Annotated in this window: 22 protein-coding genes; 7 read left to right on the top strand and 15 right to left on the bottom strand. The window is 67.8% G+C overall.

Annotated elements, in window-relative coordinates; translation table 11 throughout:
- The 5 genes from RJ05_RS18200 to RJ05_RS18180 form a co-directional block, all read left to right on the top strand.
- A partial coding sequence (locus RJ05_RS18200) for a S8 family serine peptidase (RefSeq protein ID WP_036538779.1) occupies window positions 1–1,388 on the top strand: 1,388 nt, incomplete at its 5' end.
- 171 nt (window positions 1,389–1,559) lie between these two features.
- A complete protein-coding gene (locus tag RJ05_RS18195) occupies window positions 1,560–2,327 on the top strand; it encodes a phytanoyl-CoA dioxygenase family protein (RefSeq protein ID WP_036538777.1) in 768 nt (255 codons plus the stop codon).
- Window positions 2,328–2,354: 27 nt separating this feature from the next.
- Window positions 2,355–2,900 (top strand): hypothetical protein, encoded by a 546-nt coding sequence (locus tag RJ05_RS18190; RefSeq protein ID WP_036538776.1) that lies wholly within the window; start codon window positions 2,355–2,357, stop codon window positions 2,898–2,900.
- 61 nt (window positions 2,901–2,961) lie between these two features.
- Window positions 2,962–4,398: a proline--tRNA ligase gene (proS, locus tag RJ05_RS18185; protein WP_036538774.1), complete on the top strand. Its 1,437-nt coding sequence runs from the start codon at window positions 2,962–2,964 to the stop codon at window positions 4,396–4,398.
- A gap of 85 nt (window positions 4,399–4,483) precedes the next feature.
- Window positions 4,484–5,524, top strand: a complete 1,041-nt coding sequence (locus RJ05_RS18180) for an NAD(P)-dependent alcohol dehydrogenase (RefSeq protein WP_036538773.1) — start codon at window positions 4,484–4,486, stop codon at window positions 5,522–5,524.
- A gap of 129 nt (window positions 5,525–5,653) precedes the next feature.
- Here RJ05_RS18180 and RJ05_RS18175 read toward each other — a convergent pair whose 3' ends face one another.
- From RJ05_RS18175 to RJ05_RS18125, 11 genes are all read right to left on the bottom strand, one after another.
- Window positions 5,654–6,004, bottom strand: a complete 351-nt coding sequence (locus tag RJ05_RS18175; RefSeq protein WP_228797296.1) for a DUF5994 family protein — start codon at window positions 6,002–6,004, stop codon at window positions 5,654–5,656.
- Window positions 6,005–6,123: 119 nt separating this feature from the next.
- A complete protein-coding gene (locus tag RJ05_RS18170) occupies window positions 6,124–6,711 on the bottom strand; it encodes a DUF5994 family protein (protein ID WP_138445684.1) in 588 nt (195 codons plus the stop codon).
- 157 nt (window positions 6,712–6,868) lie between these two features.
- Window positions 6,869–9,094, bottom strand: a complete 2,226-nt coding sequence (katG, locus tag RJ05_RS18165; protein ID WP_036538771.1) for a catalase/peroxidase HPI — start codon at window positions 9,092–9,094, stop codon at window positions 6,869–6,871.
- Window positions 9,095–9,129: 35 nt separating this feature from the next.
- Window positions 9,130–9,573 (bottom strand): Fur family transcriptional regulator, encoded by a 444-nt coding sequence (locus RJ05_RS18160; protein WP_036538769.1) that lies wholly within the window; start codon window positions 9,571–9,573, stop codon window positions 9,130–9,132.
- 103 nt (window positions 9,574–9,676) lie between these two features.
- A complete protein-coding gene (locus RJ05_RS18155) occupies window positions 9,677–10,585 on the bottom strand; it encodes an RNA polymerase sigma-70 factor (RefSeq protein WP_036538768.1) in 909 nt (302 codons plus the stop codon).
- 612 nt (window positions 10,586–11,197) lie between these two features.
- Window positions 11,198–11,632, bottom strand: coding sequence for a hypothetical protein (locus RJ05_RS18150; protein ID WP_036538766.1), 435 nt, complete (start codon window positions 11,630–11,632; stop codon window positions 11,198–11,200).
- A gap of 140 nt (window positions 11,633–11,772) precedes the next feature.
- Window positions 11,773–12,006, bottom strand: a complete 234-nt coding sequence (locus tag RJ05_RS18145) for a hypothetical protein (RefSeq protein ID WP_036538764.1) — start codon at window positions 12,004–12,006, stop codon at window positions 11,773–11,775.
- The gene (locus RJ05_RS18140; protein WP_036538762.1) at window positions 12,003–12,659 is read right to left on the bottom strand and encodes an RNA polymerase sigma factor; all 657 of its coding nucleotides are present in this window, start codon (window positions 12,657–12,659) and stop codon (window positions 12,003–12,005) included. Before RJ05_RS18140 ends, RJ05_RS18145 begins: the two co-directional genes overlap by 4 nt.
- On the bottom strand, window positions 12,656–12,889 hold the full coding sequence (locus RJ05_RS18135; protein WP_036538761.1) for a hypothetical protein: 234 nt from the start codon (window positions 12,887–12,889) through the stop codon (window positions 12,656–12,658). Before RJ05_RS18135 ends, RJ05_RS18140 begins: the two co-directional genes overlap by 4 nt.
- 81 nt (window positions 12,890–12,970) lie before the next feature.
- A complete protein-coding gene (locus tag RJ05_RS18130) occupies window positions 12,971–13,909 on the bottom strand; it encodes a saccharopine dehydrogenase family protein (RefSeq protein ID WP_036538759.1) in 939 nt (312 codons plus the stop codon).
- On the bottom strand, window positions 13,906–14,583 hold the full coding sequence (locus RJ05_RS18125) for a TetR/AcrR family transcriptional regulator (RefSeq protein ID WP_051016688.1): 678 nt from the start codon (window positions 14,581–14,583) through the stop codon (window positions 13,906–13,908). Before RJ05_RS18125 ends, RJ05_RS18130 begins: the two co-directional genes overlap by 4 nt.
- A 76-nt stretch (window positions 14,584–14,659) precedes the next feature.
- Here RJ05_RS18125 and RJ05_RS18120 point away from each other — a divergent pair, with 76 nt between their 5' ends.
- Window positions 14,660–16,093, top strand: coding sequence for an MFS transporter (locus RJ05_RS18120; RefSeq protein ID WP_051016686.1), 1,434 nt, complete (start codon window positions 14,660–14,662; stop codon window positions 16,091–16,093).
- Window positions 16,094–16,106: 13 nt separating this feature from the next.
- Window positions 16,107–17,012, top strand: coding sequence for an oxygenase MpaB family protein (locus tag RJ05_RS18115; protein ID WP_036538758.1), 906 nt, complete (start codon window positions 16,107–16,109; stop codon window positions 17,010–17,012).
- 54 nt (window positions 17,013–17,066) lie between these two features.
- Here RJ05_RS18115 and RJ05_RS18110 read toward each other — a convergent pair whose 3' ends face one another.
- The 4 genes from RJ05_RS18110 to RJ05_RS18095 all read right to left on the bottom strand — a co-directional run.
- Entirely contained in the window at window positions 17,067–19,457 is a 2,391-nt protein-coding gene (locus RJ05_RS18110; RefSeq protein WP_036538756.1) for an ATP-binding cassette domain-containing protein, read from the bottom strand.
- 156 nt (window positions 19,458–19,613) lie between these two features.
- Window positions 19,614–20,030, bottom strand: coding sequence for a VOC family protein (locus tag RJ05_RS18105; protein WP_036538782.1), 417 nt, complete (start codon window positions 20,028–20,030; stop codon window positions 19,614–19,616).
- Between the two features lie 5 nt (window positions 20,031–20,035).
- Window positions 20,036–20,479, bottom strand: a complete 444-nt coding sequence (locus tag RJ05_RS18100; RefSeq protein ID WP_081597397.1) for a helix-turn-helix transcriptional regulator — start codon at window positions 20,477–20,479, stop codon at window positions 20,036–20,038.
- Between the two features lie 335 nt (window positions 20,480–20,814).
- Window positions 20,815–21,284: glycerol-3-phosphate dehydrogenase C-terminal domain-containing protein (locus RJ05_RS18095; protein WP_036538755.1), on the bottom strand; the 470-nt coding region annotated here is incomplete at its 5' end.

Genomic DNA, 21,284 nt, shown 5'->3' with positions numbered 1-21,284 from the left:
CCATCGGCCCCGCGGCCCTGCGCGAGAGCGCGTCGGCCGAAACGCGGCTGGGGCAGCTGCTACCGAATGCGGCCCTGACGCGGGTGTTCGGTCCGCCGCGGCGGCTGGAACACCGCCTGGCCGGCACACCGGCCGAACCCGGTGGCGCCGAACTGCTGAACTATTTCACCGTCAGCGGCGTCGAGGACGACCCGGATGCCGAGGCCGAACGGCTGCGCGCCGACGACGCCGTGGCCGCCGCGTACGTGAAACCACCCGCCGAACCGCCGCTGGCGCCGCCGATCAGCAACGCCGTCGCCGACGTCGCCGCCCGCGCCCTCACCGAACCGCCCGCCGTGACACCGGATTTCCTGGCCAGGCAGGGATACCTGGGGCCGGCGCCGGACGGAGTGAACGCGCAGTGGGCGTGGACCCAGCCCGGTGGCCGCGGCACCGGGGTCCGGGTGATCGACGTCGAAGGCGCGTGGCGGTTCACCCATGAGGACCTGCTCGACAATCAGGGCGGAGTCATCGGTGGCAGCCCGTCACCGGATCTGGGGTGGCGCAATCACGGCACGGCGGTGGCCGGGCAGATCAGCGGCGACGTCAACGGTTTCGGAATCACCGGGATCGCGCCCGAAGCCGGGATTCGCGCGGTGTCGGTATTCGGCGGCGGCGGTTCCGCGGCCGCGATCCGATCGGCGGCCGACGCGTTGAGCGCAGGCGACATCCTGCTGATCGAGTTGCATCGCCCGGGACCACGATTCAACTACGCCGGCCGCCCCGATCAGCGCGGCTACATCGCGATCGAATGGTGGCCCGACGACTGGGCCGCCATCCGCTACGCCATCGGCCGCGGCGTGGTGGTCGTAGAAGCCGCAGGCAACGGCGGCGAGGATCTGGACGCGGCGCTCTACGACAGCAAACCGGCCGAATTCCCATCGACATGGCGTAATCCGTTCCGCGGTGGCGTCGCCGATTCCGGTGCGATCGTGGTGGGCGCGGGCGCACCGCCGCCGGGCACCCACGGCCGCGATCACGGCCCGGCCCGTTCACGGCTGGACTTCTCCAATTACGGCACCCGCGTCGACGCCCAGGGCTGGGGGCGTGAGGTCACCACCACCGGCTACGGCGACCTGCAGGGCGGCAGCGACGAAGACCTCTGGTACTCCGACACCTTCAGCGGAACATCCAGCGCCTCACCGATCGTCGTCGGCGCCATCGCCTGCTACCAGGGCGCGCTGGCGGCCGCAGGATCCGGCCGCAGCACCCCCGAGCAGATCCGGACGCGGTTGCGCGCCACCGGGAGCGCGCAAACCGAAGCGCCGGGCCGCCCGGCCACACAGCGGATCGGCAACCTGCCCGACGTCCGGGCGCTCCTCGGGGACAGCGCGGCCGTGGATGTCTGACCGGTGCGCCACCTGCGCACGAACACGCGGCAAACGGAGATGACTGCCGGGTGCGGTGGGAAAGTCCCGGCCGGCGCCGCGGTGCCTGCCGGGACGTCGCCGCGACCCCGATCATCGCGGCGACGATGAAATCGGATTGCGGCGAAACAGTTCATCCGCGACGCTGACCGCATGCTCGACGACGCGCAGGTCACTGACTTCATCGACAACGGCTTCGTCCGGATCCGCGGCGCCTTCCCGCGCGAACTCGCCGAAGCATGCCGCGACATCCTGTGGCTCGACATCGACCCGACCACCCGGACCGGGCCGGCCGTCGGGCTCGGCGACTACGACCAGCAGCCGTTCCTCGACGCCGCCAACACCGCGACACTGCATGCCGCGTTCGACACCCTGGTCGGAAGCGGCCGCTGGGAACCGCGAAAGACGCTGGGCGGGTTCGTCATCCGATTCCCGGGCGAGGAGCCGGCCCTCCTCGACGGCTGGCACGTCGACGTCAGCTACCCCGGCGAAGACTCCACACCCGGCGACTATCTCACCTGGCGCGCCAACATCAACTCCCGCGACCGCGCCCTGCTGATGCTGTTCCTGTTCACCGACGTCGGCGACGACGACGCACCGACCCGGCTGCGCGTCGGCTCCCACCACCACGTCGCGCGCCTGCTCGAACCCGAGGGCGACCTCGGTCTCGATGCCCGCACCCTCGCCGCCCGCGCCGACACCGCCACCAGGCATCTGCCCACCGCGCACGCCACCGGCCGGGCCGGAGACGTCTACCTATGCCACCCGTTCCTCGTACACGCCGGCCAACCCAACCGCGGCAACACCCCACGCATCCTCGGACAACCGAAACTCACCCCCACCCGAGCACTGCGGCTCGACGGGCCGGCCGAGGACCTCGCACCGGTCGAACTCGCCATCCGGCAAGCGTTACGCCGCTGATCAAACACGGTCCGATACCCTGCGACGATGGCGACCAGTGCAACCTTGCGGATCTCCCGCCTGCGCGCGCTCATCGAGCACCCCAACACCGGTGACGGGGAACGCGCCACCGCCCAGCGCATGCTCGATCGCATCCTCACCAAAACCGGCACCGAAACGCCCGTCGGCGACCGCACCTACGGCAACCGCCATCACCGGGTGGGCCGCCACGCCGACCTCGAACGCATCGCCGACATGATCCGCGCCGACATCGTCCTGGCCCGCGCCACCTTCGCCCCACGCCCGGTCCACCCCGGCGAACCCGCCCTGCGCGACCCCATCGGCGACGCCCCACCCCAGATCACCTTCACCGTCGACACACCCCACCACAGCTGCATCGACATCACCATCGACAACGTCCCACCCGAATGGGGATGGGTACGCGAGGACGGCATCGACGTCATCAGCCCCACCCTGCAAGCCCTCGCCGACGAACTGGCCGACCTCATGAACGGCTACAACCACGACGGCAGCGACATCGACAAACGCTTCTTCGGCCGCGTCCGCATCCCCGACCTGACCCTCGTCTGGTAGGTCCCGCCGCAGGGCAGTCACTGCGAAAAATTCACTGGCGGGCGGCGATAGCCTTACCGGTATGGCAGGCAAGCACCGCGGCGTCACCGCCCAGAGCGAGGACTTCTCCGCCTGGTACAACGAGCTGGTCTTCGCGGCCGGACTCGTCGACCGCGGCCCGGCCAAAGGCACCATGGTCATCCGACCGTACGGCTACACGATCTGGGAACTGCTGCGCACCGAACTCGACCGCCGCATCACCGATACCGGACACGAGAACGCCTACTTCCCGCTGCTGATCCCGCAGAGCTTCCTCGAACGCGAAGCCGACCACGTCGAAGGGTTCGCACCCGAACTTGCCGTTGTCACCCACGCCGGCGGCAAACAGCTCGACGAACCGCTGGTGGTGCGGCCCACCAGCGAAACCGTCATCGGGCAGATGATGGCGAAATGGATCTCCTCCCATCGTGACCTGCCGATGCTGCTCAACCAGTGGGCCAACGTCGTGCGCTGGGAGATGCGACCACGAACGTTTCTGCGCACCACCGAATTCCTGTGGCAGGAAGGCCACACCGCACACACCGACGAAACCGAGGCACGCGCGGAAATGGCGCTCGCACTCGACATCTACACCTGCCTCGCCCGCGACTTCGCGGCGATCCCGGTGGTGGCGGGGGAGAAGACCCCGAGTGAACGGTTCGCCGGCGCGGTCGACACCCACACCATCGAAGCGATGATGCGCGACGGCAAGGCCCTGCAAGCCGGCACCTCGCACTACCTGGGCACCAACTTCGCCCGCGCCTTCGGCATCCGGTACACCGGCAGCGACGGCCACGACACTTTCTGCCACACCACCTCGTGGGGCATGAGCACCCGCATGCTCGGAGCGATCATCATGGCCCACGGCGACGACCGCGGCCTGGTGCTGCCCCCGAAACTGGCACCCGTGCAGGTCGTCGTCGTGCCGATCACCCGCGGCGACACCGCACCCGAGGTACTGGCCGCCGCCGGTGAGCTGGCCACCACGTTGCGCGGCAGCGGAATCCGGGTACGCATCGACGACCGCGACCACAGCCCCGGATGGAAGTTCAACGAATGGGAGATGCGTGGTGTGCCGATCCGTCTCGAACTCGGACCCCGTGACCTCGCCGCCGGCACCGCCGTCCTCGCGCCGCGCCTCGGCGACGGCAAACACACCATCGAACTGACGCAGCTACCCACCGCACTGCCCGCCCTCCTCGACGACTTCCACCACCAGCTGCTGACCCGTGCCACCCGTTTCCGCGACGAGCACACCCACCGCTGTGACGACTGGCCGAGCTTCGAACACGCCGTCGCGACCGGATGGGCACTGGCCCGGCACTGCGGGCAACCCGCCTGTGAAGCCGAGATCAAAGCCCACACCGCCGCCACCCCGCGCTGCATCCCCATGGACGGCGAACCCGACACCGGTCCCTGCGTGCGCTGCGGCGCACCGTCGGCGTACCGCACGCGAGTGATCTTCGCCCGCGCCTACTGACACGCCCCACTCCGGCGATTTGCCACACGGATGCCGGGCGCACATGCGATCGTGGAAACAACCAGCATCGAACGGAGGACGTGCGATGAAGGCTCTCCAATACGCGGCGGTCGGTGCCGAACCGGAAGTCCGCGAGATCCCCACCCCCGAACCAGGCCCAGGCCAAGTCCTGCTGAAAATCACCGCGGCCGGGGTCTGCCATTCCGACGACTTCGTCATGTCCCTGCCCGCCGAAGCCCTGACCTTCCCGCTGCCACTCACCCCCGGCCACGAAGGCGCAGGCACCGTCGCCGCCCTCGGCGCCGGCGTCACCGGGCTCGAGGTGGGGGAGGCGGTCGTCGTCTACGGCCCATGGGGGTGCGGCACCTGCTGGTTCTGCTCCCAAGGCGCCGAGAACTACTGTTCCCGCGCAGCCGAACTCGGCATCTTCCCACCCGGCCTCGGCGCACCCGGCGCCATCGCCGAATACCTGATCGTCGACTCCGCCCGCCACCTGGTCCCGATCGGCGACCTCGACCCGGTCGCGACCGTGCCGCTCACCGACGCGGGCCTCACCCCCTACCACGCCATCAAACGCTCGCTGCCCAAGCTCGTGCCCGGCACCTTCGCTGTCGTGATCGGCAGCGGGGGACTGGGCCATGTCGCCATCCAGTTGCTACGCCACCTCTCACCGGCCCGCGTGATCGCCCTCGACGTCACCGACGACAAACTCGCCTTCGCCAAATCCGTCGGCGCCCACGAAGCGGTACTGTCCGACGCCGCAGCCGCCGACAACGTCCGCGCCATCACCGGACCGGCCGGCGCAACCCTCGTGCTGGACTTCGTCGGCTACCAACCCACCGTCGACACCGCCATGGCCGTCGCAGGCGTCGCAGCCGACGTCACCATCGTCGGCCTCGGCGACGGACAAGCCGCCGCCCGCGTCGGCTTCGGTATCAGCCCCTACGAAACCGCCGTCACCGCACCGTACTGGGGCACCCGCGACGAACTGATCGAACTCATCGACCTCGCCCACGCCGGCGTCCTCGACATCGCCGTCGAACGCTTCACCCTCGACGACGCCCCGGAAGCCTACCGGCGCCTGGCCGCAGGCACCCTCCGCGGCCGCGCCGTCATCGTGCCCTGACGCGCCCGGCACCAACACGGCGCCGACCGCCGCGAAGGTGAGGCTTCACGATTCCAGCCGGTGATGACCGGTGGTCCCGATCGAGTGACTCAGCTCCCGTCTCAGCCCGCCGGCCGGGGACGCTCCGGATCACCGACCGTCGGCAGTAGTGGCGAGAGCCGCGCAGATCTGGGCTTCGGCGTCGGCCGGGTCCGCGGCGGGATCGACCACCAGCAAACGCAGAAGCTCACCGTGCAGACCGAAGACGAACATCACCTCGTGCGGCTGGCCAGGCAACGATCCGGTGACCTCGATCCCATCGGGAGGATCGATGCGGCGTTGGGAGCGACTCAACGCGTTCCAATCGAAGGTGATGCGCGAGGTTCGGCCCAGACGAGACGTGAGGGCCGTGACCAAATTGTGTAACTCGGTCGTGAGGTTGTCGGTCCTCGGCCACCAAGCGCCATCCACACCTGCGCAACCCTCGCCACGCTCGCGCATCACCAGCCGCGGAGTTCGGGTCGGCAAGTCGAAGGGCTGCCCACCGCCGACCGTGGCCCGGAACAGACCAAGACCACGGTCGGCGGCGGCACCGCCCCTATCCTGCGGCGGATTCTGCGTCATTGCAGACCACCAGCAGCGGTTGAAGTCGCCGAGGCCGCACGCCGACGAGGAGAGGCCGCACTGTGGCCGCCTTCGTCGTCCCAGCGGTCCAACGCCGCTGCGCTCTGGAAGCGGTCGCGGCGACCACTATCATCGGCCATCAGTTCACCGGCGGTGAGCTCGCTTTCCGGCCCAGACGCCGCCGACAACAACGTTTCCGCAGTGCCGGCGACAGTATCCGGCGCGATCACCAAGAGAACGAGCCGATCGCGGTCAAGGGCCACGACACACACAGTGTCGGCGGGCAAGTAACGATATCCGTCCAGACGAACCGAATGCCCGCCGAACCTCGCGCGCCTCGGCGCCGACCGCCAGGCATCCAGGTTGTACATGATCCGGTCGACGCCGTCGGCCCAGTCGCCCAACAGCTGCTCCAGATCGGCTATTTCAGCGACCAAGTCGTTGGTGTGAGGCCACCAGGCCCCATCAACCGCCCCGGGGCGACGAACGGGCGACGCCGACGACGGGCGTACTGCGGAAGGACGATGGCGGAGAGAAAACCGTGCCGAACGTTCCAGCAAGATCGGCTCGTAATGTCGCGTCATCACGACGCTCCTGACCGGGACCGCGTGGCGGCCCCTGTTCACTGGCCGGGCGACGACGAAACCACGGATGGTTCGTACGAAAAGCCCCCGACACCATCGAGCCTACCCGCCCGCGGGGAGACGGCGACCGGCCCACCAGAGCCGGCCGCCGCCGACCTCACTTCAGATCGAACCGATCCGCATTCATCACCTTGTTCCACGCCGCCACGAAATCAGCGACGAACTTCTCCTTCGCATCATCGGTGGCATACACCTCCGCCAACGCCCGCAACTGCGAATTCGACCCGAACACCAAATCCACCCGGCTCGCCGTCCACTTCGGCGCACCCGACACCCGATCCTTACCGACATAGGTACCGTCGTCGGCGGCCGACGCCTCCCACCTGGTGCCCATATCCAGCAGATTCACGAAGAAATCGTTGGTCAGCAAACCCGCCGCCGAACTCAGCACACCCAACTGCGACTGCTGATAATTGGCGCCCAACATGCGCAAACCGCCCACCAGCACCGTCATCTCCGGCGCCGTCAACCCCAGCAGATTCGCCTTATCGATCAACAGATGCTCGGCCGAGAGCAGATTGCCCTTGCCGTAATAGTTGCGGAACCCATCGGCACTGGGCTCGAGCACCGCGAACGACTCCACATCGGTCTGCTCCTGCGTGGCATCGGTGCGCCCCGGCGTGAACGGCACCAACACCGGCACCCCGGCATTCTTGGCAGCCAACTCCACCGCCGCGCACCCACCCAACACCACCAGATCCGCGAACGACACCCGCTTGTTGCCGCTCTGCGCGGAATTGAACGACTCCTGAACACCCTCGAGCACCCGCACCACCTGCGCCAGCTCATCGGGCTCATTGACCTCCCAACCGCGCTGCGGCTGCAACCGGATCCGCCCGCCATTGGCGCCACCACGCTTATCGGTGCCCCGGAACGACGACGCCGCCGCCCACGCCGTCGACACCAACTGCGCCACCGACAACCCCGACGACACGATCTGCGACTTCAACGACGCGATATCCTCGGCATCGATCAACTCGTGATCGACCTCCGGCACCGGGTCCTGCCACAACTGCGGCTCCGGAACCCACGGACCCAGATACCGCGACACCGGCCCCATATCGCGATGCAGCAGCTTGTACCAGGCCTTCGCGAACTCCTCGGTCAACTCCTCGGGATGCTCCAACCAGCGGCGCGTGATCTGCTCATACACCGGGTCCATCCGCAGCGACAGATCCGTCGTCAACATCACCGGCGGATGCGACTTCGACGCATCATGGGCATCCGGCACCGCATCCGCCGACGCCCCATCCTTCGGAATCCACTGCCACGCACCGGCCGGGCTCTTGGTCATCTCCCACTCGTGGCCGTAGAGCGTCTCCAGGAAACTGTTGTCCCACGTGGTCGGCGTCGGCGTCCACGTCCCCTCCAGACCACTGGTGATCGCATCCTTACCGACACCCGTGCCGAAAGTGCTCTTCCAGCCCAGGCCCTGCTGCTCGAGCGGCGCCCCCTCCGGCTCCGCACCCACATGCCCCTGCGCCGGGCCCGCACCATGGGTCTTACCGAACGTGTGACCACCCACGATCAACGCCGCGGTCTCCACATCGTTCATCGCCATCCGCGCGAACGTCTCCCGGATATCGCGCGCCGCGGCCACCGGATCCGGCACCCCGTTCGGGCCCTCCGGGTTCACATAGATCAAACCCATCTGCACTGCCGCATACGGCTTCGCCAACTCACGATCACCGCTGTAGCGCTCATCGCCGAGCCAGGTGTCCTCCGGACCCCAGAACACCTGATCCGGCTCCCAGATGTCCTCGCGGCCGAACGCGAAACCGAAGGTCGGCAAACCCATCGACTCCAACGCACAGTTACCGGCGAACACCAGCAGATCCGCCCACGACAACTTGCGGCCGTACTTCTGCTTGATCGGCCACAACAACCGGCGCGCCTTGTCCAAACTCGCGTTATCGGGCCAGCTGTTGAGCGGCGCGAACCGCTGCGCACCCTCACCGCCGCCACCGCGACCATCGGCGATGCGGTAGGTGCCCGCCGCATGCCAGCTCATCCGGATGAACAACGGACCGTAGTGACCGTAATCGGCCGGCCACCACTCCTGCGAGGTCGTCATCAGCTCGAAGATGTCGCGTTTGACCGCCTCCACGTCCAACGACGCGAACTCACGCGCATAGTCGAAATCGGGGCCGAACGGATTCGACAGCTCCGAATGCTGGTGCAGCACCTGCAGATCCACCTGATCCGGCCACCAGTCACGATTGGACCGCGGCCGGCTCGCCTTCGGGGTGGGCGAGGGGATTACCGGGTTCTCGCTCTCGCTGACACTGGCAGTGTTCTCACTGGTAGGTGGCTTGTCAGACACGACGTTCCTTTCGAGAAGGGGTGAACGGGCTGTGATCACCCGCGTGCGGGCATGGACTGCGACGACGAACAATCGGGGCACACGCCCCAATAGATGACCTCGGCCTCATCGAGCACGAAACCGTTGTCATCGGAAGCGGTCAGGCACGGCGCATCACCGACAGCGCAGTCCACATCGGCGATCGCGCCGCAGCTGCGGCACACCACGTGATGATGGTTGTCGCCGACCCGCGTCTCATACCGCGCGACCGACCCCATCGGCTGGATCCGCCGCAACAGACCCGCGGCCGTCAAGGCGCGCAATACGTCGTAAATCGCCTGATGCGACACCGCCCCGAGGGTCTGGCGCACCGACCGCAGAATCGAATCGGTATCGGAATGGGGATGTTCATGCACGGCCGACAGCACCGCCACTCGCGGCGCCGTCACACGCAGTGCAGCACCACGGAGCATGCGCTCGAAGTCCGAGGTGGTGGACACAGTCAGAAGTATTACCCATTCAAGTGTCCGCCGGGAGCGGTTTGCGCTACCGGATTTCCCGGCTGGACCGGGCCGGCGCAGGGGAGCGGTGCACCGCGACCGCTCAGCGGCTGACCGCGATCTCCTGCTCCATCCGGGACAACTTCTCCGGATTGCGCACCGCGTACATCCCGGTGATCAGCCCGTCCTCGATACGCAGCGACAGCACACTGTCGAGCTCACCGTCCAGCCGCAATACGCCCGCGGGCCTGCCGTTGACCAGCGCGATATCGAGCGAGGCCACCGCACCCACTCGCTGCCAGGAATGGGTCAGCAACTTCGCCACCGGCAGCGCGCCCACCACCGGCCGCGGCAACGCCTGTTTGATTCCGCCACCGTCGCCGAGCAACACCACCTCCGGTGACAGCACATCCAGCAAGGCCTGCAGATCACCGGTCTGCAGTGCCCGCTGGAACGCCTCGAGCACACTGCGTGTCTCATCCGCCGACACCGGCCCGCGGGGACGCCGCGCCGCCACATGACCGCGGGCGCGATGCGCGATCTGGCGGACCGCGGCCGGGCTCTTGTCCACGGCCTCGGCGATCTCGTCGTAGTCCAGCGCGAACACCTCGCGCAGCACGAACACCGCCCGCTCGACCGGTGCCAGCGTCTCGAGCACCAGCAGCATCGCCATCGACACGCTGTCGGCCAGCTCGACGTCCTCGGCGACGTCGGGGGAGGTCAGCAGCGGTTCAGGCAGCCACGGACCCACATAGGATTCGCGGCGGCGCCCCAATGTCCGCAGCCGGGACAGGGCTTGCCGAGTAGTGATGCGCACCAGGTACGCCCGCCGATCCCGCACCGTCGCCAGATCGACCTCGGCCCACCGCAGCCACGTCTCCTGCAAGACGTCCTCGGCGTCGGCGGCCGACCCGAGCAACTCGTAGGCGACGGTGAACAGCAGATTGCGGTGCGCGACGAAGATCTCGGTCGCTTCCGCGCGACCTTCCACGCTGCCCGGTGCGCTGTCCATCGGTGCTCCTGTCCGCTCACGGTCGACTATGCCTACCACTAGACGCCGACGGCCGTCGATCTGTGACACACATATAGGAGGAGAAGGTCCGGAGGGACGGCCGGATCCAGCTGAGTTGACATAATGTTGATTATCGGTAGTTCTACGACGACGGTGGAAGGGGTGACCATTCGGTCTGGATTGATGCGCGAGATGGCACTTCGGCGCACCCAGAACGCTGGCGTCCGCTCCGGGAAGGTTTCCGCACGAGAGTCTGTGTACTCGCCGCATGTATGCAGTCGGTGCCGCGTCGTTCGGCCGGGCGCTCATTAGCAGCGTTATGTCAGGTCGGTGTGTTGTCGGTCGAGATCGTCCGGATGACTCTGTCCGGCCTCGCGATGTCGAATGCTGCGAAGTTTCGCGGCGGCCGTGGCATGGATTGCCGACCTGCATGAGGTGGCCACCGGAAGGTGGTCGATTGGTGGTACCCGATGGGTTTGCGCCGCGTACCGGGCATGAACCGGCGCGGTCCGCTCCCCTGGCCATAAAACTACCCTCCCCATATTCGTCACTGTGACGAATATGGGGAGGGTAGTTTGTCTCCGCCGAGCGTCTACCGTGGACCGCCGAGCATCACGATTGCCGGGTGGGCAGCCCGTTCGGGTAGGCCCATGCCAGCCGAGTCAGTACCAAGGCAGCGGCCATTAGTCCGAAGTCGCGCAGCGCGATATCGCCGTAGCCGCCGACGATCAGCAGGTTGACGATGATCCCGCCGAGCCAAGCCGCCACGAGCGGCGCGCCGAGGCGCGGGAACACGAGAACGGCGATCCCGGCCGCGATTTCGATGACACCGACGATGGTCATCGCGGTGTGCGCATCGCCGGGAACGATGTCGTTCACGGCGGTAGCGAGATAACGGGTCCAGTCATCGGTGAGGACATTGGCGAACTTGTCGAGCCCGAACAGGATGGGCAGGACACCGAATCCGAGCCGCAAGGCCCAGAACGCCTGGTAGCCGGGTTCGGTGAGGCCGGCGGTGGGCTGGGTGCGGGTGGCTTGCGCAGTCATTCGTTACTCCTGACAACGAGGCGAGGGACGACCGGCCCCGGTGGGATGCGCTCGGCGCGATTGCCGAGCACTGCCGGTCCACACTGTTAGTGGCGGCGGCGGGGCTGGTCTTACCCACGGGCGGCGGAGTTTTCGCGCCGCTACTGCCTCGGTCCGTCGAGTAGTTCGTGCAGGGCCGCCGCTTCTTCGGCGCAGGCGCCGCATCCGGCCAGGTGCACGCGCATGGCGGGGTCGTCGTAGTGCGGGTCGGTGATGCGGCGTTCGACGTATTCGTCGATCCGGTCGAAGCATTCGTCGCAGGACAGGTAGGGGCTGGTATCGGCCAGCAGTGCGGCGATGATGTCGGCGCCGGGGTCGGTGTGCGGATCGGTCATGAGATGCTCCGATCGGTGCGGGTTTCCAGATGTCCGCTGGCGATGAGGGCGGTGCGCAGCCGGTGACGGGCATCGTGCAGGGTTTTGTAGAGGGCGTTGCGGGTGCTGCCGAGGCGCTCGGCCAGAACGTCGATCGGCACCTGCTCCACGACCAGTGCCAGCAGGATGCGCCGCTGGTGCGGGGTGAGGTCGCGGTCGATGGCGGCTGCTACCGCGCGGCCGAGTTCGGTGGCGTCGAATACCGCCTCCGGTGTCGGCGAGCGGTCCGCGGTCGTGGCCAGGGCCTCCGGTAGCAGTATTTCCCGGTGTCGCCAGGCTTGCCTGCGGACGGCGACGCCTGCGTGGTGCACGCCGAATTTGTAGGCCCAGGTGGTGAATCGGCTGCGGCCTTGGAAGGTCGGGAGTTGGCGGAGCACGGCGATCACGGCGTCGTCGGCGCATTGCTGCGCGAGGTCTTCGAGTTCGTCGGCGCCTGCGCCGGTCAGCAGGTGGCGCAGGCGCCAGATCTGGTGGCGGGTGGCGCGTAGCAGGACTTCGCGTAGTCGGGCGATGGCGTGGTGTCCGGCGGGTCCGTCCTCGGTCAGGTCCGTCAGCCATTGCTGGTCGGTGTGTGAGCGGGTGGCGTCGGCGGTGGCGGGGTTGACGGTGCTCACGGCGGGGTCTCGATTCCGGGCATCGGCGCGAGGATGCGCACGGCCAGTTCGGGGGTGCAGCCTCGGTCGACGAGCTGGGCCAGCGCGAGTAGGTCGATGGTGGGATCGGAGGCCACGGTCTCAGCCAACCACGGCGGGAATCCCGACGCCACCAGCCATCGTCTGCGCCAGTCCCGGAGGTCGGTCGGTGGGTAGGCGGGTTCGGGGTGTGGGCGCGTGGGAGTGACCATGCCCTATTGGTGTCGCTCGGTGGCGGTGTCTTACCTCGTGGCCCGCCGCGGCTTGTCGACCGTTGCGTGATCTCGTTGGTTCTATTGGTGTGGGTGGCCGAGCGTGATGGCTGTCGCGGAGAAGTCGTGTCGCAGTGCGTCGATCTCGAGTAGTTCGTGGATCCATGTCGGCGTGGTGATCGGGCGACGTGCTGCCTCCTGGACCGTGGTGGCGGCGACTGCTGCCGTGGCCAGGGATTGTCCGCGGCCGGTGGCCCACCGTGTCGGTCCGTGGGCGGGTCGGGCGAGTACTACCCATCTGTCGCTGCCGGGCATGCGCCGTGGGGCCAGTGCCTGTGCCGCGGGCGTCCACGTGAGGGCGGCGAGCCCGGTGGTGGCCAGGCGGGAGTCCATGCGCAGGTAGGTGCGCACGGGTATCGCGAATTCGCGGGTGAGCCGGTGTTGGTCGGCGAAGTCGGCGCGTAGCGCGGGGAACGGTCTGTATCCGGCCGGTTCGGGAATGGTGAAGTACGTCGGTTGGGTGAAGTTGCGGATGCGGGTTCCGTCCGGGTCGGTGAAGTGCTGCCCCAGTAGCCGGTAGGTCCAGGCCGTGGCGGCGGGGCCGTGGTGTTCGCCGACGCCGAGTCCGATCATGATGTCGACCGGGCCCGGGTCGGCCGAGAGGGCGTCGACGGCGAGCAGCGTTGTCAGGCCGGGTGCCAGGCCGACGCCGAGTACTACCGGCCCGTCGACGTGTTCGAGGGCCTGCACGTACTCCGATGTTGCCGAGATCTCGACGAAGACGATCCCGCGGCGGGCGCACTCCTGGGCGAGCCGGAGGTCTTCGATGCCCGCACAGTTCACCACGGTCGACACTCCGGTCAGTGCGGCCGTGAAGCTGTCCAGCATGGCGAGGTCGACCACGCGGTCGGCGCGGGCGGGATGGCGTCCGGCCGCGAGTGCCGGGATGTCGTGGGTGCGCAGCAATCGCACCAGGTGGGCGCCGACGGTTCCGTATCCGCCGAGGACCAGCACGCTCATCGTGCGTCTTCCGGTGCGGGTGTGTCGATGGAGTCTGTGCGCGGCCCGTCCGCGGGGAGCAACTGCAGGGTGAGGGCGTCGGTCGCCCAGGATTCCCATTCCGCATCGGTCCAACCGCGTTCGTGGACGAGGAGGCGGTAGGTTTCGGGGGCCAGCGTGGCGAGCGCGATGTCGGCGGCGTGGGCGGCGGTGATGCCGCCGCGCAGTGGCGTTTTGGCGGCGAGGGCCTCGGCCAGGCGGAGTTGGACCAGGTGGCGCTGGGCGATGTTGGTTTGCCAGAGTTCGGCGAGTTCGGGGTCGGTGGCCGCGGCGGAGCGGATCACTTCGAGTAGTGGGCTGACGCGGGCGTAGATCGTTGCCGCGGCGGCGACTTGCCGCCGGATCTGTTCGTGGGGTGCGGCGGCAACTGCCGCCGCGAACCAGGGACGGTCCATGGTGGCGACCGGTTCGGTGTCGCCGGCGATCTCGATGTCGAGGAGCTCGGACAGGATCGCCCGTTTGGTGGCGAAGGTGAAGTACAGCGTTTGCACGGCCATGCCGGCGTGCTCGGCGATGGCTTTCATCGTGGTCGGGGTGTAGCCGCGGGTGGTGAACAGTTCCCGTGCCGCTGCCAGCATTTTGGCTCGGTTGGCCGTTGCTTTGGCTGCCCGCACACCGGTGGTTTTGCCTGTCATGACGCACATCCTACTTGACTAGAGCGGCACTCTGGTGAAATCTGACTGTAGTGATGCTCTAGCGAAAGGTTGGTTCATGGCGAACGGTGTACTCGGGGCGAGGGATCGGCTGATCCTGCTGTTGATCACGATGGTGGAGCTGGTGGTCTTCCTGGACACCACCGTGCTGAATGTGGCGTTGCCGAGCATCGGCGTCGACCTCGGGCTCGACGAAGCGGGCCTGGGCTGGGTGACCAACGCCTACCTACTCGCCTTCGGCGGATTCATGCTGCTGGGCGGGCGCGCCGCGGACCTGCTCGGTCCGCGGCGGATGTTCGCGGCCGGGCTCGCCGTCTTCACGGTGGCGTCCACGCTGGCCGGTTTCGCCGCGACGCCGGAGATGCTCATCGGTGCGCGAGCCCTGCAGGGTCTCGGTGCGGCCCTGGTGATCCCCGCTCAACTGGCGTTGCTCACCATGACGTTCACCGAACCGGCTGCGCGTAATCGCGCCTTCGGGGTGTGGAGCGCCATGGGGGCGGCGGGTGCGGCCATCGGCACCGCGGTAGGAGGTCCCCTCACCGATGTGTTCGGCTGGCCGTCGATATTCCTGATCAACCTGCCCGTGGGAGTGCTGGCGCTGGCTTTCCTCCGGGTGATCCCGCCGGATCCGGCTGCCTCGGTCCGGTCCGTGCGCCGGCTCGACGTGCCGGGTGCGATCACCGGCACCGCGGCGCTGTTGATCATCGGTTATGCCATCGGCGCGCTCGGCGACGAGGCGACTCGTCCCCTGGCGTGGGCTCTGCTGGTAGCCGGGCTCGCGCTGCTCGCCTACTTCGTGTTCCTCGAGGCTCGCAGTCCACATCCTTTGATGCCGTTGCGGCTGTTCGCGATTCGCCAGGTGAGTGGGTCGGCAGTGGTCAACGCGCTGGTCGGCGCGGCACATGTGCCGACCTTCGCGCTGCTGGCCCTGTATTTGCAGAACACTCAGCACTACAGCCCCACCGCGTCGGGGCTCGCGGTGTTGCCGGTGGCCGTGGTGAACGTCGTCGTCTCGCGCACGCTGATCCCGTACGCGTTGGATCGGCTGGGTGCCTGGCGGGTGTTGGCGGCGGGCCTCGGGTTGCAGGCCCTGGCCATGGCCTGGTTCGCTCGCCTGCCCGAACACGGCAGCTACCTGATCGACGTGCTGCCCGGCGCGGTGTTGCTCGGCATCGGGCTGCCGGCCGCGTTCGTCGGCGTCACCGCTCCCGCGGTCACCTCCGTCGACGTGGCCGACGCCGGGATCGCGGCGGGCCTGGTCAACACCGCACAGCGGGTCGGGTCGGGGCTCGGTGTCACCGGCGTGCTGCTGCTCGCCGATGTGGTGGCCAGGCAGTTCACAGCGGCCGACGCCTACCGGACCGGACTGAACGTCGCCTTCGCGGCCGCTGCCGCTCTGGCTGTGATCGGTGTCGTACTGACTGTTGCCCTGCTGCGGACGAGTACGGCGCCGGCTGCCGAACCGAAGTCCGAAATCGCAGTCCACGAGTGATGGGAGAACCCTGATGACAACCGAGAAGCGTGGCTTCAAGTGGATGCGCGCCGAGATCGAACGACTCGATCCGGAGGTGGACAGCGAACGGATCGTGAGATTGACCAGCTGCCGGCTCTTACCGAAGAGTCTGCTTGTGGTGCACCTGTTCTACACCGTGGGATTCATCCGCTTCGCCGGACCACCGGTGTCGGCGGAATCGGTGGACCGCAACGGCACCGGGATGGTCTATGACCACGGAATCCGGCGCGCCGATGAAACCATGTTCCATCTCTTCTCGTGGATCGACGAGGGCGTGTCCAGCCCGACGAGCCTCGAAAGCCTCGACTACGTACGGAATTGGCACTCCGGTGTCGCCGGTCACTGGCCGATGCCCATGCACACCTTCCGGCGCAGCGCCGCCGTCTTCACCCTCATCTATGACCGGCTCCTGCGCCGCATCGCGGGGGCACCCGGACTGAGCGATATCGAGCGCCGCGCCCAGCTCATGCATTGGCGCAGCGTGTCCGAACGCCTCGGCGTCGCCGATATCCCGCGCACCTGGCACGAGATGGAGCAGCTCCTCGAATCCTATGAACATGGGCCGGAGTTCGCGTATTCGCCGGCCGGACAACGACTGGCGAACGCGCTCATCGACCAGTTCGCGACCCGCTGGTTCCCCCGGCCGCTGCACTGGTTCGGACGCCGGCTGGTGGTGGCGTTCTCCGAAGAGCATGTGATCGACACCCTCGGCATCCCGCGGCCACCAACCGCGTTCGGTGCCGCGGTCCGCCTCCTGGCCCGAGCCGCCGTGTTCGCCAAATGTCACCTGCTACCGGATCCGCGTGCGGTGTTTAGCCTCGGCGACATCATCGCCGCGCACAAGGACTCGGCACTGGTCCAACGCCCCACCCCGGCATCGGGAACCAGACGGGATTGACAGCACGGCATACACGTACCGAGTGCGGCCGTTCACGTGCTGCCGGATGCCCGTTCAGGCGCCGACGTAGTCGGCGAGGTGTTCGCCGGTGAGGGTGGAGCGGTCGGCGACGAGGTCGGCGGGGGTGCCTTCGAAGACGACCTTGCCGCCGTCGTGGCCGGCGCCGGGGCCGAGGTCGATGATCCAGTCGGCGTGGGCCATGACGGCTTGGTGGTGTTCGATGACGATGACGGTTTTGCCGGAGTCGACGAGCCGGTCCAGCAGCCCGAGCAGGTTGGCGACGTCGGCGAGGTGCAGGCCGGTGGTGGGTTCGTCGAGGATGTAGACCCCGCCCTTCTCCCCCATGTGGGTGGCCAGCTTCAGGCGTTGGCGTTCGCCGCCGGACAGGGTGGTCAGGGGCTGTCCGATGGTGAGGTAGCCGAGGCCGACGTCGGCGAGGCGTTGCAGGATCTTGTGCGCGGCGGGGGTGCGGGCCTCCCCCGTGCCGAAGAACTCCTCGGCCTCGGTGACCGGCATGGCGAGGACTTCGCTGATGTCGCGGCCGCCGAGCTTGTAGTCGAGCACCTCGGCCAGGAATCGCTTGCCTTCGCATTCCTCGCAGGGGGTTTCCATGGTGGCCATCATGCCGAGGTCGGTGTAGATGACGCCGGCGCCGTTGCAGGCTGGGCAGGCGCCTTCGGAGTTGGCGGAGAAGAGCGCGGGTTTGACGCCGTTGGCTTTGGCGAAGGCTTTGCGGATGGGGTCGAGCAGGCCGGTGTAGGTGGCGGGGTTGGAGCGCCGTGAGCCCTTGATGGCGCCTTGGTCGACGACGACGACGCCGTCGCGGCGGGCGAGGTTGCCGTGGATGAGCGAGCTCTTGCCGGAGCCGGCGACACCGGTGACGACGGTGAGTACGCCGGTGGGGATGTCGACGTCGACGTCGATGAGGTTGTTCTGGTTCGCGCCGCGGATTTCCAGGGCGCCGTCGGGGGTGCGCACGGTGTCTTTGAGGGTGGCGCGGTAGCCGAGGTGGCGTCCGGTGAGGGTGTCGCTGGCGCGCAGGCCGTCGATGTCGCCTTCGTAGCAGATCGTTCCACCGCCGGTGCCCGCGCCGGGGCCGAGGTCGATGACATGGTCGGCGATGGCGATGGCTTCGGGTTTGTGTTCGACGACGAGCACGGTGTTGCCTTTGTCGCGCAGCCGCAGCAGCAGCTCGTTCATGCGCTGGATGTCGTGCGGATGCAGGCCGATGGTGGGTTCGTCGAAGACGTAGGTGACGTCGGTGAGGGCGGAGCCGAGGTGGCGGATCATCTTGGTGCGCTGGGCTTCACCGCCGGAGAGGGTGCCTGCGGGGCGGTCCAGCGACAGGTAGCCGAGGCCGATCTCGACGAACCCTTCGAGGGTGTGGCGCAGGGTGGTGAGCAGCGGCGCGACAGAGGGTTCGTCGAGGTCGCGGACCCAGTCGGCGAGGTCGCTGATCTGCATGGCGCACGCGTCGGCGATGCTGGTGCCGTTGATCTTGGAGGAGCGGGCGGCTTCGCTGAGGCGGGTGCCGTCGCATTCGGGGCAGGTGGTGAAGGTGATGGCGCGGTCGACGAAGGCGCGGATGTGGGGTTGCATCGCTTCGCGGTCCTTGGACAGGAACGATTTCTGGATGCGTGGGATGAGGCCTTCGTAGGTGACATTGACGTTGTCGACCTTGATGCGGGTGGCTTCTTTGTAGAGCAGGTCGTTGAGTTCGCGTTTGGTGTATTTGCGGATGGGTTTGTCGGGGTCGAGGAAGCCCGAGCCCATGAAGATGCGCCCGTACCAGCCGTCCATGCTGTAGCCGGGGATGGTGAGGGCGCCTTCGCGCAGGGACTTGCTGTCGTCGTAGAGCTGGGTGAGGTCGAAGTCGGAGACTTTGCCCATGCCTTCGCAGCGCGGGCACATGCCGCCGGTGATGCTGAAGCTGCGGCGTTCTTTGACGGTGTGGCCGGCTTTTTCGATGGTGACCGCGCCCGCGCCGCTGATGGAGGCGACGTTGAAGGAGAACGCTTGCGGTGAGCCGATATGCGGCTGGCCGAGGCGGCTGAACAGGATGCGCAGCAGGGCGTTGGCGTCGGTGGCGGTGCCGACGGTGGAGCGGACGTTGGCGCCCATGCGTTCTTGGTCGACGATGATGGCGGTGGTGAGGCCGTCGAGGGCGTCGACGTCGGGGCGGGCCAGGTTGGGCATGAACCCTTGGACGAAGGCGCTGTAGGTTTCGTTGATCATCCGCTGGGATTCGGCGGCGATGGTGGAGAAGACCAGTGAGCTCTTGCCGGAGCCGGAGACGCCGGTGAAGACGGTGAGGCGTCGTTTGGGGATGTCGACGCTGACGTTGTTGAGGTTGTTCTCGCGGGCGCCCTGGACACGGATGATGTCGTGGGTGTCGGCGGGGTGTGGCTGTGCCGGCGCTGCGGCGGCGGTCTTGGCCGGGCTCATGGTTTCTCCATCTGTTGCGGCGCTGCGGGGCGTCGGCGTCGATCGGTGTTCACGGTGATCGTAAGCGGCTGCGGAGGGGGGCATGCCGATATCACCGGCCCGGCGCGCAGCGGGATGCTGGGTGTTCGCTGCGCGCCGGGCCCGGTCGTCCGGGGGTCAGCTGATCTGCTGGATGCGCAGCAGGTTGCCTGCGGGGTCGCGGATGGCGCAGTCGCGAATGCCGTAGGGCTGGTCGGTGGGTTCCTGGACGACTTCGGCGCCCTTGGCTTGGAGTTGATCGAAGACGCCGTCGACGTCTTTGGTGGCGAGGTTGAGGCTGGCGTAGGTGCCTTTGGCCATCATTTCGCTGATGGTGCGGCGTTCGTCGTCGGTGACGCCGGGGTCGGCTTCGGGCGGGTAGAGCACGATGGAGGTGGCGGGCTGGTCGGGCGGGCCGACGGTGATCCAATGCATGCCCTGGTAGCCGACGTCGTTGCGGACTTCGAAGCCGAGGACGTCGCGGTAGAAGCCGATCGCGGCTTCCGGGTCGGTCTGCGGCAGGTAGGTCTGGGCGATGGTGAGGTCGTTGGTCATGCTGGTCACGCTAATTGCTGTGGTGAGAGCGGCGCTTCTCGATTCCTGATCGGTCTGGTGACCTTTTTGGCGACGCAGGAGGGCATGCCGTCGGTGTGGGCGGCTTCGCGGCGGTAGGCGCTGGGTGGCATGCCGACCAGTTCGGTGAAGCGGGTGCTGAAGGTGCCCAGTGATTGGCAGCCGACGGCGAAGCAGACCTCGGTGACGCTGAGTTCGCCTGCGCGCAGCAGCGCCATGGCGCGTTCGATGCGGCGGGTCATCAGGTAGGAGTACGGGGATTCGCCGTAGGCCTGTTTGAACTGGCGGCTGAGGTGGCCTGCGGACATGTGGGCGTCGCGGGCGAGGGCTTCGACATCGAGGGGTTGGGCGTATTCGCGGTCGATGCGGTCGCGGACGCGTCGGAGCCGGGCCAGGTCGCGCAGGTGTTGCTCGGTGGCGGGTGTGCTCACTGTGGTGATGCTGCCATGTGTTCGCGGCGCTGCCCAGCTTCGTGCGGTGCCGGTTCGGTGGACGCGGCCGCGATCCGCCGGTGAGGTCGTGGGTGTTCGGCGGCGCCGGGGTCGTGGATCCGTGAGTGAGCGTATGGGAGGTGGTTCAGTAGGTGGTGGTCGTGTGGATGCTGATGCCGGCGACCCTGGTCGGCCCCGCGCCGGCGGCAATCGATGCGTTGTGGCAGGCAGCGCTCGCTGACCCGCCCGGCTGAACCGGGCGTCATCGGGTATGGCGCGGTGCGTTGGTACGCACCGCGCTCCTCCCCCGCGCGGTGCGTTACCCGGAACGCGGGTCAGGCGCCGACCGGTGTGGCGGGGGTGCTGCGCGAGTCGGGTGCGGTCCGGCGGATGGCGTCGGCGGTGGCGTCGTCGGGCTGGTGTTGGGCGTCGAGTTCGGCGGCCACACGTGCGGTGTAGCGCTCGATTTCGCGGGCGATGTCGGCGTGGTCCCAGCCCATGTGGGGTGCGGCGAGGGCGGCGGCTTCGGCGGCGACGGCGGTGCCGCGGTCGGGGGTTTCGATGGACAGGTGGGTGCGGCGGGTGAGGATGTCGTCGAGGTGCAGGGCGCCTTCGTGGGTGACGGCGTAGACGATGTCGGCGCGCAGGTAGCCGGTGTTGCCGAGGGGGTGGGCCAGGTCGGGGTCGGCGGCGATGAGGTCGCGGATTTCGGTGAGGGCGCTGCCGTAGCGGCCAAGCAGGTGGTCGATGGTGGCCGGCGGTAGCTGCATGTCGTCGGCGAGGCGGGCGCGGGACAGGGACAGTT

The sequence above is a fragment of the Nocardia cyriacigeorgica NBRC 100375 genome, assembly GCF_000308555.1.
GTDB lineage: Bacteria > Actinomycetota > Actinomycetes > Mycobacteriales > Mycobacteriaceae > Nocardia > Nocardia cyriacigeorgica.
The sequence above is the reverse complement of the archived record's forward strand: the minus strand, read 5'-3'. Positions and strand labels throughout refer to the sequence as shown.